The sequence below is a fragment of the Labrys sp. E2SS-1L genome (assembly GCF_057073705.1).
This window is the reverse complement of the sequence record NZ_CP172712.1, coordinates 2024534-2040985: the sequence shown is the minus strand read 5'-3', so window position 1 is coordinate 2040985 and position 16452 is coordinate 2024534. Positions and strand designations below refer to the sequence as shown.

15 protein-coding genes are annotated in these 16452 nt (G+C 64.6%); 1 reads left to right on the top strand and 14 read right to left on the bottom strand.

Annotated elements, in window-relative coordinates:
• The first annotated feature begins 129 nt into the window (after window positions 1-129).
• Complete coding sequence (locus ACIGJE_RS09430; RefSeq protein WP_367625155.1) at window positions 130-1356, top strand: tetratricopeptide repeat protein; 1227 nt, start codon at window positions 130-132, stop codon at window positions 1354-1356.
• 175 nt (window positions 1357-1531) lie between these two features.
• On the opposite strand, the gene ACIGJE_RS09425 is transcribed toward ACIGJE_RS09430, so the two are convergent.
• The 14 genes from ACIGJE_RS09425 to apaG all read right to left on the bottom strand — a co-directional run bounded on the left by ACIGJE_RS09425 (window position 1532) and on the right by apaG (window position 16429).
• Window positions 1532-2731 carry a pyridoxal phosphate-dependent aminotransferase gene (locus tag ACIGJE_RS09425; RefSeq protein WP_483679892.1) on the bottom strand — a complete coding sequence of 400 codons (1200 nt, stop codon included), beginning with the start codon at window positions 2729-2731 and terminating at the stop codon, window positions 1532-1534.
• Between the two features lie 144 nt (window positions 2732-2875).
• Window positions 2876-3304, bottom strand: coding sequence for a large conductance mechanosensitive channel protein MscL (gene mscL / locus ACIGJE_RS09420; RefSeq protein WP_311942689.1), 429 nt, complete (start codon window positions 3302-3304; stop codon window positions 2876-2878).
• Window positions 3305-3449: 145 nt separating this feature from the next.
• Window positions 3450-4049: a flavin reductase family protein gene (locus tag ACIGJE_RS09415; RefSeq protein WP_415080379.1), complete on the bottom strand. Its 600-nt coding sequence runs from the start codon at window positions 4047-4049 to the stop codon at window positions 3450-3452.
• Between the two features lie 4 nt (window positions 4050-4053).
• Window positions 4054-5214, bottom strand: coding sequence for an acetylornithine deacetylase (argE, locus tag ACIGJE_RS09410; protein WP_311942696.1), 1161 nt, complete (start codon window positions 5212-5214; stop codon window positions 4054-4056).
• Between the two features lie 91 nt (window positions 5215-5305).
• Window positions 5306-6295 carry an Hsp33 family molecular chaperone gene (locus tag ACIGJE_RS09405; RefSeq protein WP_367625160.1) on the bottom strand — a complete coding sequence of 330 codons (990 nt, stop codon included), beginning with the start codon at window positions 6293-6295 and terminating at the stop codon, window positions 5306-5308.
• Window positions 6292-7212, bottom strand: coding sequence for an ornithine carbamoyltransferase (gene argF, locus ACIGJE_RS09400; RefSeq protein ID WP_367625161.1), 921 nt, complete (start codon window positions 7210-7212; stop codon window positions 6292-6294). The genes ACIGJE_RS09405 and argF overlap by 4 nt, the downstream gene beginning before the upstream one ends.
• Before the next feature lie 2 nt (window positions 7213-7214).
• Window positions 7215-8447, bottom strand: coding sequence for an aspartate aminotransferase family protein (locus ACIGJE_RS09395; RefSeq protein ID WP_367625162.1), 1233 nt, complete (start codon window positions 8445-8447; stop codon window positions 7215-7217).
• Window positions 8448-8764: 317 nt separating this feature from the next.
• A complete protein-coding gene (locus ACIGJE_RS09390; protein ID WP_311942703.1) occupies window positions 8765-9535 on the bottom strand; it encodes an outer membrane protein in 771 nt (256 codons plus the stop codon).
• A 274-nt stretch (window positions 9536-9809) separates the two neighbouring features.
• Complete coding sequence (locus ACIGJE_RS09385; protein WP_311942706.1) at window positions 9810-10208, bottom strand: DUF6165 family protein; 399 nt, start codon at window positions 10206-10208, stop codon at window positions 9810-9812.
• The gene (locus tag ACIGJE_RS09380) at window positions 10205-12076 is read right to left on the bottom strand and encodes a tetratricopeptide repeat protein (protein WP_367625163.1); all 1872 of its coding nucleotides are present in this window, start codon (window positions 12074-12076) and stop codon (window positions 10205-10207) included. Before ACIGJE_RS09380 ends, ACIGJE_RS09385 begins: the two co-directional genes overlap by 4 nt.
• A 353-nt stretch (window positions 12077-12429) precedes the next feature.
• Window positions 12430-14154 carry a flotillin family protein gene (locus tag ACIGJE_RS09375; RefSeq protein WP_311942710.1) on the bottom strand — a complete coding sequence of 575 codons (1725 nt, stop codon included), beginning with the start codon at window positions 14152-14154 and terminating at the stop codon, window positions 12430-12432.
• Between the two features lie 6 nt (window positions 14155-14160).
• Entirely contained in the window at window positions 14161-14826 is a 666-nt protein-coding gene (locus ACIGJE_RS09370) for an OB-fold-containig protein (protein WP_367625164.1), read from the bottom strand.
• Window positions 14823-15929 (bottom strand): PspA/IM30 family protein, encoded by a 1107-nt coding sequence (locus ACIGJE_RS09365; protein ID WP_483679888.1) that lies wholly within the window; start codon window positions 15927-15929, stop codon window positions 14823-14825. Before ACIGJE_RS09365 ends, ACIGJE_RS09370 begins: the two co-directional genes overlap by 4 nt.
• A 107-nt stretch (window positions 15930-16036) precedes the next feature.
• Window positions 16037-16429 carry a Co2+/Mg2+ efflux protein ApaG gene (gene apaG / locus ACIGJE_RS09360; protein WP_068286796.1) on the bottom strand — a complete coding sequence of 131 codons (393 nt, stop codon included), beginning with the start codon at window positions 16427-16429 and terminating at the stop codon, window positions 16037-16039.
• Between the last annotated feature and the right edge of the window lie 23 nt (window positions 16430-16452).

The following is a 16452-nucleotide window of genomic DNA, read 5'->3' as shown; positions in this document are numbered from 1 at the left end:
ACAAGGGCGTGGCCCCAGTAGGCTTAAGAGGGGGAAAGATCACAGTTCTGCCATTCCCAGCTGCCACGGCTTGGTCTAGAGGCTGTGCCATCTTTTTTCTTTCGCCCCGTCAGTGGAACCGTGCCCGGTATGACCGCCCTTTTGCGCCCCGCCCTTGTCCTGCTTGCTCTTTGCGCCGGCACGCCCGCTCTCGCCGACAGCGCCGACAGGGATTGCTCGAAAGGAGCGGCCGAGCAGCGCATTCCCGCGTGCACGCAATTGCTCGACCGGAAACTGGCCAAATCGACCCGGGCATTGGTGTATTTCCGGCGCGGGCAGGCCTATGCGGAAAACAGCGACGATGGCAAGGCAGTGGCGGATTTCAGCGCGGCACTCGACTTGCGGCCGCGTGATGCCGCCAGCCTGACCGCGCGGGCCGACGCCCAGTCCCGCCTCGGCGAGATGGATGCCGCACTGGCCGACTATGCCGCCGTGATCGCCGTCAATAAGCGCTCGGCGCTCCCGCTGGTCAATCGGGGCTTCGCGTTGCTCCAGTTCGATCGCAACGAGGAGGCGATCAAGGATTTCGATGCGGCCATCGCCCTCAACGGACGCGAGGAAGAGGCCTATAAAGGCCGTGGCGATGCCCATCGTGCCCTCGAGGAGCATATGGCCGCCATCGACGACTACACGCAGGCCATCCGGCTCGACAAGACCTACAAGAACGCTTTCTACGCCAGGGCCCGCTCTCTCATCGAGATGAAGGACTATACCCGCGCCCTGGAAGACCTGCAGAAGGCGCTCGACCTCGACAGCGATTTCGATTCCGCCTATTTCAGCCGCGCTTTCGTGCAATGGCAGCTCGGCGACACCGAAGCCGCCATCGCCGACTATACCAAGGCGCTCGCGCTCGATACCAATTTCCCGTCCGCCCGCCTGGAACGCGGACAGCTCTTTGCTGCCCTGCATCGCTATGACGAGGCGATGGCCGATTATGACGAGACCATCCGCGAACAGCCCAGCAGCGACCAGGCCTATGTCTCGCGCGGCATCATCTGGCGCGAACTCGGGGACTACGACAATGCCCTCGCGGACCTTGCCAAGGCGCTGGAACTCACCAAGGACAAGCCCGATACCCTCAACGAACGGGCCCTGACCTATCTCGCCGCCGATCGCTATGACGAGGCGCTGCGCGATGCCGACGCCGCCATCGCCGCCGATAGCCACGTGACCGACTATTTCGTCACACGCGCACGCATCCATGAGAGCCGGGGCGAGCGAGACGATGCCATCGCCGATTTCAACAAGGCGCTGGAACTAGACCCCGCCAACAAGCCGGCCAAGGGCGGCCTGTCGCGGCTCGGCGCCAAGCCGTAAATCCGGCAAGAGCGGACCTCTCGTCCCCTCCTGGAAGCGCCGGACTTGTGGGAAAGCAAGAGGCGGACGGGACGTCCGCGGTCCCAGCCTTGGCGGTTGCAGCGCAAACCTTGCCGAGGTCACGCAGGAACGGCGCGGCTGGGACCGCGGACATCTTGTCCGCCTCTTGCGCTCCTCAGATCTTCTCCAACCAGTCGACCAGGCGCTGGGTGGCGACCTGGAGCTGCTCGGGGCTGCGCAAATAGCACAGCCGCATGAAGCCCTCGCCGCCGGCCCCGAAGGCCGTGCCGGGCGCGAGGCCGACATTGGCCTGGTCGACGATTTCGAGCCCCAGGCGGCGCACATCCGGTTTCCCCTCGACGGAGAAGAACAGATAGAAGGCGCCGCTCGCCGGGGCGAAGCGCACCTTGCCGGTGGCACTCAGGCCGCTGATGACGATGTCGCGGCCCTGGCGGGCACGGGCGATCTGATGCTCGACGAAGCTCTCGCCCCGCTCCAGCGCCGCGATGCCGGCACGCTGCAGGAAGGTGGCGACTCCCGAGGTGGAATATTGGATGAGGTTCTCGATGGTCTGCCCGAGCTCGGGCGGCGCTTCGATCCAGCCGATGCGCCAGCCGGTCATCGCCCAGTTCTTCGAAAAGGTGTCGGTGAAGATGATGCGATCCTCCGGCGTACGGATGTCGCGGAAGGAAGGGGCGCGCCCGCCGGCATAGTGGAAGCGGGTATAGATCTCGTCGGCGAAGATCCACAACCCGTGCCGGCGCGCCAGATCGAGCACGAAGGCGATATCCTCCGCGGTGGCGACCCAGCCGGTGGGATTGGACGGCGAATTGATGAAGATGCCGCGGGTGCGCGGCGTGATGGCATCGGCGAGGCGCTGGAAATCGAGCTTCCAGCCCTGCTCGGTGAAGATCTGGGGCACCATCACCGGCTTGGCGCCGGCCACGCCGATGGCCGCCGCGAAATTCGGCCAGGCCGGTGTCGGCACGATCACTTCGTCGCCCACGCCGGCGATCAGGCGAACCGCCGTCTGGATCGCGTGCATGCCGGACTGGGTGACGAAGAAGCGATCGGCCGAGAATGGCTTGCCGAAAAGACTGGTGTGGTACCGCGCCAAGGCTTCGCGTAGATCGGGGATGCCGCGCTGCCAGGTATAGAAGGTTTCGCCGGCCGCCAGCGACCGTGTCGCCGCCACGGTGATGAAAGCCGGCGTCGGCACGTCGCCCTCGCCGGCCCAGAGCGGGATCATGCCCTGGCGCGTACGCCCGTAATTCATCACCTCGACGATGCCGCTTTCCGGCGCGCCGAGCGCTTCCGGCCTGAGGCCATCGAGGAAGGAGGGGGCGGCGGGAATCGTCTCGACGGCGGCAGTCACGGCATCATCCTTGCAATGGGAATGCCGGACCTTATGACATCCGTGCGAGCGGCAGAAACCAAAACTTGGAATGGTTTCCATCGCCGGCATGCATGAATGCAAGCAGCCTCTCCGCCTTGCGGAAAAGGCCGCCGCATAATGAGCTTATCGTCTGGCGAGCAGGTCGCGGATTTCCGTCAGCAGCTGGATATCGGCCGGCGGAGGAGGAGGCGCCTCAGGGGCTGCCTCGGCCGCAGGCTTCAGATTCTTGACGCGGTTGATGCCTTTCACCACCAGGAAGAGCACGAAGGCGATGATCAGGAACTTGACGGTGACGGTAATGAACTTGCCATAGGCGAAGACGGCACCGGCCTTACGGGCATCATCGAGCGAGACGCCCTCGGGGACCTTGGAACTCAGGCCGACATACATGTTCGAGAAATCGAGCCCGCCCGTGATTGCGCCGATGATCGGCATGATGATGTCATCAACCAATGACGCGACGATCAGACCGAACGCTGCACCGATGATCACACCGATGGCGAGATCGACGACATTGCCCTTAAGGGCAAATTCCTTGAATTCCTTGAGCATGGAGCCTCCGCTTGTGGCGTAACTGGATCGACGTCAACGCAACCGACATCTTGCGTCGGCCCCTGATCATACCAGCGCCCGCCCCAAGATCCGTCACTATAGAGAGGTAACAATTACCTCCGACGACTGGAGATGCAAGCGGCCGCTAGGTCGGGCGTTCCAGTTCAAACGTGCTTTCCACTACGGAATAGTCCCGATAGCCCAGGCGCGAGACCACGCGCATCGCAGCGGTATCGACGCGGCCGTCGCGAATGAAGCGGTCATCGACATGGATGCCGACCACCTCGCCGCACACGAGCCAGGCGTCGCTCGGCGCGCCCTCCGCGTCGACGAGATGGATCGTCTGGGTCCAGCGGCACTCCAATGCGGCGGCGGCACGCGCCACGCGCGGCGGTTTCACCAGGCGCGAGGGCGCGGCTTCGAGCCGGGCGTACTCCATTTCGTTCTGGCCGCGCGGCAACCTCGCGGAGGTGGCGTTCATCGCGTCGATCAAATCCTCGGTGACGAGATTGCAGACAAATTCACGCGTCTCCTCGGCGAAGACGACGCTGTCCTTGCGGCCATCTGCGGCGAAGCCGACCAGATGTGGCCGCGACTGGAAGGCGTTAAAGAAGGAGAACGGCGCCAGATTGATGGCTCCGGCCGCCGACATCGTGGTGATCCAGCCGATCGGGCGCGGCGTCACCAGGGCCTTGAACGGATCATGGGGCAGGCCGTGGTCGCCCTTGCGCGGCTCGTAGAACATCGCCTCAAACCTCCAGCGTCTGGCCGAGCCGCTTGAGGAAGCTGGCACAGGCCTCGAGCTCGGACAGGGCGATCCATTCATCGGCGCCATGCGCCTGCTTGATCGAGCCCGGACCGCAGATCACGGTGGGAATGCCGGCGAGTTGAAAATGACCGGCCTCGGTGCCGTAGGAAACGGCCTGGGTATGGTTGCGCCCGGCAAGGCGCAGGGCCAGCGTCTCGGCATAGGAACCGGGCTCGGGCGAGAGCGCCGGCACGGCCACGTCGAGTTCGGTCACGATATCCGCCTCGGGTGCGTTGCGCCTCAGCCGTGGCAGCACGACTTCCTGGCTGAAGGCACGGATCCGGTCCGGTACGAACTCCACCGGCAGGGAGGGCAGGCCGCGGCATTCCCAGACGATGCGCGCCTCGTCCGGCACGATGTTGATGGCCTTGCCGGCCTGGATGAGGCCGGCCTGCACCGTGGAATAGCCCGGCTCGAACCGACCCGAGGGATCGCCCGCCGCCTGCAGCTCGTCGGCGATATCGTCGAGATGGCTGATGATGCGGGCGGCCGCATGCAGGGCGTTGGCGCCGAGGGCCGGCATGGCCGAATGGGCTGGGCGGCCGGTGATGCGCGTAAGGTAGCCGGCGAGCGATTTCTGCGCATCGACCACCTCCATCAGCGTCGGTTCTCCGACGATGCAGGCGCGCGGCAAAGGCAAGTCCTGGCCGAAGCGGGCAATCATGTCGAGGCTGCCGAGGCAGGAGATTTCCTCGTCATAGGAGATGGCGATATGAATAGGCGCCTTGAGTTTCATCGCCAGGAAGTCGGGCACAAGGGCAAGCGCAGTGGCAACGAAGCCCTTCATGTCGCAGGTGCCGCGGCCATAAAGGCGATCGCCCTCCAGTCGCGCCTCGAAGGCCGGCGCCGTCCAGGCCTGGCCCTCCACCGGCACCACGTCGACATGGCCGGAGAGCACCACCCCCGGCCGATCGGTTGGGCCGATGGTGGCAAGCAGAGCAGCCTTGTCGCCGGCGGCATTGGGCAGGCGGATGCTGTCGACGCCATGTCCGGCCAGGTAATCGGCAACGAAATCGATCAGCGCCAGATTGGAGCGGGAACTGACCGTATCGAAGGAGACCAGCTTGGCGGTGAGTTCGGCAGGGGTATAACGTGCGGGCATGAGATTTCCGGGTGCGCGGGCATCCTGCCCGCTCTTGAAAACGGCGCGAGCAAGGAAAGGAAGAGCGGGCAAGAGGCCCGCGCTCCCAGGATCAGGCGTTCACCAGTTCTTCCGTCTCGGCCTTGTCGAACTCGTAGCGGGCGTTGCAGAACTCGCAGGTCACCGTGATCGACCCGTCGTCGGCGACCATGTCTCGGCGATCGGTTTGCGAGAAATTGCGCAGCATGGTGGTGACGGCCTCGCGCGAGCAGCGGCATTTCTCGATGATGGCCGAGCTCTCGAACACTCGGGCTCCGCGCTCGTGGAACAGGCGATAGAGCAGTTCCTCGGCTGAGACGTTCGGATCGGTGAGCTCGTGATCCTCCACGGTGCCCATCAGAAGCTTGGCTTCCACCCAAGAATCGTCCTCCTGGGCATCGTCCTCGCGATGCTGCATCACCTCGGCACCCTCGGGCGCGTCGCCCGGCGGCAGGTCGGCCATGCGCATGCGCTCGGGCGAAGACGGCAGGAACTGGATCATCATGCCGCCCGCGCGCCAGCTCGTCCCCTCCCCGGCCACGTAATTCTCGGCCACGGCCAGGCGGACGCGGGTGGGAATCTGCTCGGACTGGCGAAAATACTGGTCCGCCGCCGCTTCCAGGCTCTCGCCCTCCAGGGCGACGATACCCTGATAGCGCGCCATGTCCGGCCCTTGGTCGATGGTCATGGCAAGATGGCCGCTGCCGAGCAGCTCGATCGTGCTGGTCTTGCCCGCGTCGATGGCGGCAGCTACGGCCTCCTTGTCGAAGGTGGCGCAGGCCCGCACCCGGTCCGGCGCCTGGAAATCGACCACCAGCATCCGCACCGGCCCGTCCGTGCGGGTCTGCAGAATGAAGCGGCCGTCGAATTTCAGCGTAGTGCCGAGCAGCAGCGCCAAGGCCGTCGCCTCGCCGAGCGCGCGCGACACCGGCGCGGGATAATCGTGGCGGCGCAGAATGGTATCGATGGCAGGGCCGAGCCTGACGACACGGCCCCGCACGTCCAGGCCCTCGGCCTGGAAGGGCAGGATGTGATCGTCTTCCATCAGATGGGGCTCGCTCATGCCGCAGCCTGCCCCAAGCACCAGGCGAGCACGCCCTTCTGGGCATGCAGGCGGTTCTCGGCCTCGTCGAACACCACCGATTGCGGCCCGTCGATCACCTCGTCCGTCACCTCCTCGCCGCGATGGGCAGGCAGGCAGTGCATGAACAGGGCGTCGGGCTTGGCAAGCGCCATCAGCTTGGCATTGACCTGGTAGGGCCGCAGCAGATTGTGGCGATAGCCTTCGGAATCACCCATCGAAATCCAGCAATCGGTAACGACGCAGTCGGCTCCCTCGACCATCTCGCGCGGGTCGGTGCCGATTTCCAGCCGGGCCTTGTTGGCACGGGCCCAGTCGGCGACCTCCTTGCGCACCGAAAGATCCTGGGGCGCGGCGACACGCATGGTGAAGTCGAAGCGCTGCGCTGCCTCGATCCAGGAAGTCAGCACATTGTTGGCGTCGCCCGTCCAGGTTACCGTCTTGCCCTTGATCGGGCCGCGATGCTCCTCATAGGTCAGGATATCCGCCATGATCTGGCAGGGATGGGAGAGCTTGGTGAGGCCGTTGATCACGGGGATCGAGGCGTTGGCCGCCAGCTCGCGTACCGCCGCATGGTCGAGCATGCGGATCATAACCGCGTCGACATAGCGCGAGAGCACGCGCGCGGTGTCGGCGATGGTCTCGCCGCGGCCGAGCTGCATCTCGGCGCCGGTCAGCATCAGGGTCTCGCCCCCAAGCTCACGCATGCCGACATCGAAGGAAACGCGGGTCCGCGTCGAGGGCTGCTCGAACACCATGGCCAGCACCTTGCCGGTGAGCGGGCGTTCGCCGGCCACCTTGCCCTTCACGCGCTTGGCCTTGATCGAAGCGGCGAGATCGAGAACGGCCCGCAGGTCCTGGGTGGGAAGATCGGAAAGATCGAGAAAATGCTTCAACATCGTCAATGTCCGGCAGCCTTGAGCTTGTGCGAGAGGGCGACACAGGCAGCCTCGATTCGGCGCACGCCTTCGAGAAGCTCCTCATCCGAGATGATCAGCGGCGGCAGCAACCGCGTGACATTGTCGCCGGCCGGAATGGCCACCAGCTTCTGTGCCCGGAGGGCACCGACGAACTCGCCCGGCGCCACGCGCGTACGCAAGCCCAGCATCAGACCGTCGCCCCGGATCTCCTCGATGATATCGGGGAAGCGGTCCTTCAATTCGGCCAGACGCTGGCGCAGCAGCAGGCCGGCCTTGGCGACATGCTCCAGGAATCCTTCCTCGAGCACGACGTCGAGCACTGCATTGCCCACTGCCATGGCGAGCGGGTTGCCGCCGAAGGTGGTGCCATGCACGCCCGCAGTCATGCCCTTGGCCGCCTCGTCGGTGGCGAGGCAGGCGCCCATCGGGAAGCCGCCGCCGATGCCCTTGGCCACCGCCATGATGTCGGGCGTCACGCCCGCCCATTCATGCGCAAACAGCTTGCCGGTGCGTCCGACGCCGGTCTGCACCTCGTCGAAGATCAGCAGCAGGCCCTTGGCGTCGCAGAGCTGGCGCATGCCCTTCAGGCAGGCCTGCGGGAGGGTGCGGATGCCGCCCTCCCCCTGGATCGGCTCCACCAGGATAGCGGCCGTCTCCGGCGTGATCGCCCGGTCCAGCACCTCGTGGTCGCCAAAGGCGATCTGGTCGAAACCATCGACCTTGGGGCCGAAGCCTTCGAGATATTTGGCCTGGCCACCGGCCGCTATGGTCGCCAGCGTACGGCCGTGGAAGGCCCCTTCGAAGGTGATGATGCGGAAGCGCTCGGGATGGCCGTTGGCCGACTGGTATTTGCGGGCCATCTTGATGGCGCATTCGAGCGCCTCGGCCCCCGAATTGGTGAAGAAGACCTTGTCCGCGAAGGTGGCATCCGCCAGCCGGCGGGCCAGCTTCTCGCCGCCCGGCATCTGGAACAGGTTGGAGGTATGCCAGATCTTCTGGGCCTGCTCGGTCAGCGCCGAAACCAGATGCGGATGGGCATGGCCGAGCGAATTGACGGCGATACCCGCGCCAAAATCGAGATAGCGCTCGCCGTCCGAGCCGATCATCCAGACGCCCTCGCCTCGCTCGAAAGCCACGTCCGCTCGGGCATAAGTCGGCAGGATGGCCGATGGGGCGGAATCATGGGACGGCTGAGGTTTGACGGAGGCGTTCACGGGTGTGGCTTTCAGGTTGGCAATTCTAGAGGTTTGAGACAGTCCTGGAACATCATGATGACAAGAGCAAAGCGCGCTTCGGCGAAACAGCACTTTGTTCCAACTCTTGGTTCCGACGCATCTTGCGATTGATGGCGAAGCCGCCAAATCGCAGAACGCTTGGGCCAAAAAATCAAAACGCCGCCCCAAGGTTGCTGCTTGAGGGCGGCTGTTTCGACGAAAAATATATTAGGCGCGAGGGCGATGCTGTCAATGGCAGCGTTGATGGGACAGCATCGCGGAGGCGGCGACCGCCGGAGACCGGCTCCGGCGCGCGCTCAATCGAACTTGTAGCTCACCCCGAAGCGGATCAGATCGTTGGAGAGCTTGACCTTGGCCCTTCCGGCCGCACCCGATACGCTGTGCGAGCCGAACCCGAGATGCAGATAGCTGAGATCGAGCACGACCTTTTCCGTCACGGCATAGGAGACGCCGGCACCAGCCGCCCAGCCGACCTTGGTGAAGCGATCGGACGTCGCCCCGAGCGGTGTGCTCAGGTCCGTCTTGATCCCGCCGATCGCCAGGCCGCCGGTGCCATAGACCAGGAACCGATCGATCGGCAGCCCGATGCGCACGCGCGCGGTACCGAACCAATCCAGCCCGACCTTGATCGCGCTGTCACCCGCGACCGTACGACCAGACATGCCCGACCCCGCCAAGTCGACCACACCGCCGACCACGACGGGACCGAGATCATGATCGTAGCCCGCCTCGGCGCCCAGGAACCAGCTCTCGTCGTTCATGCTGAAATTCGCGGCATCCGCCGGCGCGCCCGGCACGGTGTCGGTGAAAGTAAAGGTTCCAGACCCCGAGGTGAAGAAGGTGGTCGTCGTGATATCGGGACCGGCGGGATGGGCGGCACTGCCCTCGGCATGCATATGGCCATAGCCGCCGATCACGCCGGCGTAGAAGCCCTGCCAGCTGAAGACGGGCGCGACGGCATCGGAACGGTTTGATGATACCGGCTGCGCCGATGCCGGGCCGCTCATTGCCAGGCCGGCAGCGACGAGGAAAGAGGAACCGAGAAGACCACGAACAAGATAATTCATTTGAGTGACAGATCCCAATATTGCGGGATCAAGGCTATTGAATTCGTCAGGCAATTCGCAAGACGGTCATGATGAAATAACTTATTCCTCCGCAGGTTCGGGAATGCGCGTGATAATTAAGCAACACACCTGCAACAAAAACACGACACTTCGGAGAATATTCGAAAAATTGCAACGCGTTTAAAGATAATCATCGCGAGACCATTAAAATCGCAGGACGCCAAGCGACGCTGAGGAAATACCGATATACCGCAAATGTCAGACGCAAAAGCAATCAATATGATGAATAGAGCTTCTGCTCGGAAAGGGACGATTGCGTCAGTGTATTGATCCGGTCTTTCAGAGCCGATCGACGATCATTGGTCTTGTAAACCGCTCTAGCCAATTCGATGAAACCGGATCCGAAATCCCTGCGTGACTCATGGTCCCGGATTTCGTCTTCGATCTCCCACAGACGAAGGTTGACGTCCTTGAGGGCGCGATAGACAGCCAGCACCTCCGGGGCTTCGCGTCCGCTATCCCGCCAGACGACCCGCAGCAAGCCAAGCTCGTCGCTCACGCGCGCCCTGCGCACGGCGTCGGCAATGCGCTCCTGTTTGATCTCCAGGATGGAGATCTTATCCAGCAATTCTCCATAAGACACCGGAATCAGGGCCTGGGTGGGGGCAGTCATGACGCTCCTCTGGTCAACGCGGCGAGGCTTTCGGCGGCCTGGGCGAATGGTGAACTCCAGTCACCCGGGCGCGCCTGCCGAAACAGGCGCATCGAATCGTACCAGGGCGACGTCTTTCCCACATACCCCCAGCGCCAATCCGGCGCATATTTGAGCATGAGCCAGACCGGACGTCCCAGGGCGCCGGCCAGATGCGCCACGGAGGTATCGGAGGTCACGACCAGGTCGAGGCTCTGCATCAGGCCTGCCGTATCGAGAAAGGCATCGCTGCCGCCGTCGAAGGAAGCCGGCATTCGCCGCACCACCATGTCATCAGGCAGCTGATCGAGCTGATCGAGACCAAAATTCTTCTGAAGGCTGATGAGATTGACCCCCTTCACCCGAGCCAGCGGCGCAAACTCGATCAGTGGAATCGAACGCCCGCGGTCGATGGCGCCTTGCGGATTGCCCTGCCAGACCACACCGATATTGAACCCCTCCGGCAGGTGCCCAGCCCATGTCTCGACACGATCGGGCCTGGCCGCCAGATAAGGGAGGCCCTCGATGTCTTCGCGCGGCAGGCCAAGACGATGTGGAATGCTCATGAGGGGCGCGTAGACATCGAAGAAGCCCGCTTCTTCCGGTGCGGCGAATACCGACAATTCGGGGAATGCCTCGGCGATGATCGCACGCAGCGGCGGGTGCACCTCCAGGCGAACCTCGGCGCCCCGCCTGCGGAGGAGCCGGGCAAAGCGGCAGAACTGCAAGGCATCGCCGAGGCCCTGCTCATGATAGAGAAAAATGGTCTTGCCAGCGATGTCCTCGCCGCGCCATTCCGGCCGATCGCCGACGAATGTGCGATAGCCGTCGGTACGGCGGCGCCACTCATATTCACTGAACCCTTCGCGATAATCGCCGAGGCCAAGGAGATAGAAACCCAGGGCGAGATGCGCATTGGCGTCGGCGGGCTGTGCCTTGACGGCCCCGCGAAAGGCCACGAGCGCAGCATCGTGGTCGCCCCTGGCGGCGTGAATGCCGGCGATGTTGAAATAGGGATCGACGCTGCGAGGCTTCAGTGCGGCGATGCGCCCGTGGACCGCCAGCGCTTCGTCATGAATGCCATGCTGCTGCAGGTGAAGGCCGAGGTTGAGCAGGCAATGTGCGTTGGCGGGCGCCAGCTCGCAGGCATGCCGCAATGCATGACGAGCTTCTTCCTTGTGGCCAAGAGCGTCATAGGCCGCACCGAGGTTGCTATGGCCCTCCGCATAATCCGCCTGCAGGGCAACGGCCCGCCGGAGGACCCGCACAGCCGTTTCGAAGGCTCCCTTGCGCAACAGGGCCAAGCCGAGATTGTTATGCGCTGGCACGAACCGGGGCATGAGGGCAATGGCACGCTGATGCGCCTCTATGGCTCCCTCGATATCGTCCTTTTCCAGCAGCGCCGCACCGAGATTGGTATGGGCTTCCGCATAATCCGGCTTGAGACGGAGGGCTTCACGATACGCCACGACCGCCTCGTTCCAGCGTTTCTGAACGGCGAGCGCATTGCCGAGATTGCGAAAGGCTTCCCCATAGCCCGGTTGCCAGCCGATGGCCTTCTGGTAAGCCTCGACCGCGCCGGCCATGTCGCCCTTGTCCTGCAGGGCAACGCCGAGATTGCGCCAGGCTTCGGCATTGCTCGGCTGGGCGGCAATGGCACGACGGAATTGCGCGATCGCCTGGTTCAACTGCCCCTGCTGCTGCAGGCAGACACCATAAAGCCGCAGCACTGGGCTGTTAGTCGGCTGCAAGGCTACGGCCTTGCGATAGAGGGACTGGGCTTCGGCCAGCCGGCCGGCCTTATGTGCCCGGACAGCCTCGTCCAACAGGGCGTGCGGAGACTTCAGCATCACGGCATTCGATCAATGCCATGTCCGGACTTGTCCGGCGGGGAAGCCATGCCGTCTTCCCGGCGCCGCCAACGGCATTCCCTCTCCAGCCGTATTTCCTCGACAGGAAGACGCGGCCAGACCCTCACTTCGATATATCGGGCAGCGTTACCGTGCATGGCTGTGGGCTGTTTGGGGGCGGGAATCGACCTTGCATAGGTGAAGACAGGCCGGTTGGAAAGAGCGAGCATTGCTGGAAGCCACATCCCGACAGGCCAGGCGGCACGGCAGCGGTTGCTTTTCCCGTCTCCGAAGAATGGCGGAGCAATTTGCGCTGGCTTCCATACCGCAAATTGCTCCGCGACGTTCAAGTCTCAATCGTGGTGCTTGGTGTCGTCCGACTGCGTATGACGCGCAGGCTCTTCGCTGCGGCTTGCAGCCGGCGCCTTGTGCCCGCCACCAAGCGATGCAGCCAGCAACGCTTGCGTCGGATCGGCGCCCCGGAAACCGGCCTGGGCCAGGATTTCGTCGAGAATGGGCTTCTGGGCCGTGAAGCTGAGAAGCTGGCTGGAGAGATCGCCGATCGGATGGCCCGCCTCGCCGTTTCCTCCATTGCCAACGGCACCGGCCAGCCCGCCCGCGCTGAAGATCCGGATGTCCGAGATCTTCTCGATCGGCTTCATCGCCTGTTCGAGCGCCTGCGGCACGATCGCCACACGCGCCTTGGCGAGCTCGAAGCCGATGACGCTTTCCGCCAATGCGTTGCGTGCTTCGTTCTTGGCCCGCTCGGCCCGCGCTTCCGCCTCGCCCAGTTCGACCACGCCGGTGGCACGGATCTTGGCGGCCTGTGCCTCGGCATCGGCCTGGATCTTGGTAGCGGCGGCGAGATTCTCGGCGGCCTGGCGCTCGGCCTCGGCCTTGACGGTGATGGCGGTCGCCTCCTGCTCGGCGGCCTTGCGGGCATCGATCACGGCGATGCGCTTGGCGCGCTCGGCGATCTCGACCTCGCGGGCCGTGGTCACCTGCTCCTCGGCGGTGATGGCGGCTGCCTTCGCCTCATCGGCCTTGGCACGGGCAGCCTGCTCCTCCTCGATCTTGCGGGCGACGGTGATCGCCGCGTCGATGCGAGCCGTTTCGGTGATCTTGCGGGCGACGGCCTCACGTTCGGCAATGCCCTGCTCGGCACCGATACGCGCCGCCTCGCGAGCCTGGCGCGCCTCGGCGTCGCGCTCGGCAATGCCCCGGTCGGTATCGAGCCGGGCCGTTTCCTGGCTCAGGCGTGCCAATTGCTCGGCCTTGGCGGTTTCGGCGCGGGTTTCCGCCGTCTTGTTGGCGATGTCGCGCTCCTGGGTCAGCTCGGCATCGCGCTGCTCGCGCTCGATGGTGAGGCGCCTGAGGGCGGCCTCGCGGTCCTTGGTGGCGATCTCGACCTCGTTGTCGCGCACGATCTGGTTGCGCTCGCGCTTGCGCTCCTCGGTGATCTTGGTGAGCGCAGTCAAGCCCTCGGCGTCGAACGTGTTGTTCGGGTTGAAATGCTTGATGTCGGTCTGGTCGAGACGGGTGAGCGAGACCGATTCCAGCTCCAGGCCGTTGGACTGCAAATCGTGCGCCACGGCCGCCTGCACCGATTTGACGAATTCGGCGCGCTGCTCCTGCAGGTCGCGCAGCGACATCGTCGCCGCCACCGAACGCAGGCCGTCGACAAACTTGGCTTCCACCAGGGTCTTGAGAGCATCCGCGTCGTTGGTGCGATCGCCCAGGGTCTGGGCGGCCAGCGCGATGTTCTCGGCATCGGGCTTCACCCGGACATAGAACTCGGCGGTGATGTCGGCACGCATGCGGTCCTTGGTGATCAGCGATTCATATTCGGAGCGCTTGACCTCGAGCCTGAGCGTGCTCAGCGACACCCAGGAATAGGAATGGAAGATGGGCAGGATGACCGAGCCGCCATCGAGCACCACTTTCTTGCCGCCCAGCCCGGTCCGCACATAGGCCTTGTCGCGCGTGGACCTGGTGTAGAGCGTCGTCATGATGATGCCGATGACGACCATCGCCGTCACGATGACTCCGGCAATGAGCCCCACTGAGAAGAAGTCCATGATGGTTCAGCTCCTGTTGCTGTCGCTGTCGAGTGCCTGCGGTGCGGGAATGGCCTGGAAGAGGCCGTCGGCCCCATCCACGATCAGCGCCAGCGCGCCCGTCTCGATGACATGCCCCGGCGCGGCTTTCGCACGCAGGGCGTGGAAATTGTCGTAGCGGTCCTTGACCCGCACGCTGCCGGGATTGCCCTGGTCGAGCGGCCCGATGGTCACCGTGCCGGTCAGGCCGATGAACTCGTCCTGGCTGAGCACGCTGGTTTCCTCGCGCGGGATGATCTTGCCCACGCCCCGGCCCAGCCAGCGCGTGGCGGGGATCGCGGCCGCCAGTGCGCCGGGCACCGAGATCACGGCCGGCAATGGCCCGGCGAGGCTGGAGGCCACCGCCTGAATGGCGAAGCCGAACACGGCGAAAGCGGACAGCAGGATGACGATCAGCACCAGCAGGGGCACGCCGCCGGCATTGAGCCAGGAAGCCCAGGCGCCGAGCAGGCCACTATCATGGTCGCCGGGCGCATGATCGCCCGACGCATGAAAACCAAGACCGTCGTCGAGCAGTGCCGAGACGGAGGCGCCCAGCAGCATCGAGACGAGTTCGACCACACCGAGGCCGACCACCGTCAGCAATGCCACCCAGAAAGGTGCCGTACCCGGCTGGACGAGGCTGCCCATCATCGCTGGCCATCCCTGAAGGCTCTGAGCCGCGCCTCGATCGCGTCCTGGCGCTGCAACTGGCCGAGCTCTTCGACTTCGGCGGCGCCGGTGGTGGGCTTGACCGGCACGCCGGTCACGCGTTCCACCGCCGCCAGCGCGTCGGCGAGCCGCTGATCATTGCGCTGCGAGGGCGTCACGGCGGCAGGTGCGGCGCGCTCCGCCCGCTTGGCATCCTCCAGCCGCTTCTGGGCGTCGGCCCGGGCCGAGGCAATGCTGCGCAGCGTGGTTTCGGCCTCCGCGATCTCCCCCGCATTCTCGGCGATCGCCTTGGAGAGCGCTTCGCGCTGCGCTTCCAGATCGATCTGGACGCCGGTCGCGGCGCGGGCGAGATCCTCGCGCCCTTTCTCGAGGCCGACCCTGATCTTGCCGTCGAGGTCGCGGATCTCGGCATCGAGATCATCGGCCTTGGCCTTGAGGCGGTGCCCGGCGGCGACGGCGACGCCGAGCGCGGCGCGCGCCTCTTCGGCGATCTTGCCGATCTCGCGCACGGCCTGCTGGGCGACGGCGGTGGGATTGGCTGCTTCCGCCGTATCGACCGCATTGTTGACGACACCGGCGATGACCCGCCCGAGCCGGGCGAGAATACCTTCATTGGACATCGGGGTCTCCTTTTGAGGGTGGATGCTGGCCTGCACGCCGACGTCGATACGCAGCGACGGGCCTTCGAAGACGAGGCGGGCTTCGGCGAAATCGTCCCAGCCACCGTGATAGCCGCTCACCGAATAGGGCATGACCACCCGGCCATCGATGGTGGCGATGCTGACACTGTCTGGCCCCTTCACGGCGAACAGCTTGGAATCGAGCGGAATGTCGTCGATCGCCTCGCCCGGCTGCCGCCGGCTGTGATCGCGCAGGGCCAGGGTCGCCATGCGCGAAGGCAGCCCCGTCTTCAGGCGGATCTCCTCATAGGCCTCCTCGTGAAGGGCGACGAGATTGGCTCCCTTGGTCCCGTCGAGAATGGCCATCGCCTGGCGGTAGGCGACGAGGGTCGCCTGCAGCGCGCCGCGATCTTCGGCGGTCGGCGCCAGGACGAAAACCATGGTGGCATCAGGCTTTCCGGTCATGCCGGATATATAAAGCACTTCCTTGTTGCTTTCAACGGAAAGACTTCGCTTTTCGGCGTACTAGGTCAAAATCGGAGGATGAATACCGGCCTAAGGCCGCCCGACCCTCAGTTGACGCTGCGCTTGGCGTAGGGACTGTCGAGAGAGAAGGCCGGAATGGCGACCTCGAAAGTCTCGCCGCTGTCGGCCACCATGAAATAGGTGCCCACCATCAGGCCGGACGGCGTTCCCAGCGGGCAGCCGGAAGTGTATTCGAAGCGCTCGCCGGGCTCCAGTACGGGCTGTTCGCCGACAACGCCGGCGCCCCTGACTTCCTCGCGGCGACCATTCTCGTCGGTGATTTCCCAGGCCCTCGACCGCAGCTGTACCGTTTCCGGGCCCATATTGGCGATCTCGACGGTATAGGCCCAAAAATAACGCCCGTCCGCCGGCCGCGATTCCTCGGCAAGGAAACGGGGGCGGACCGTCACTTTGATATGCCGCGTGGTGGCGCTGTACATATTCCGATTTACGCATTCACGGG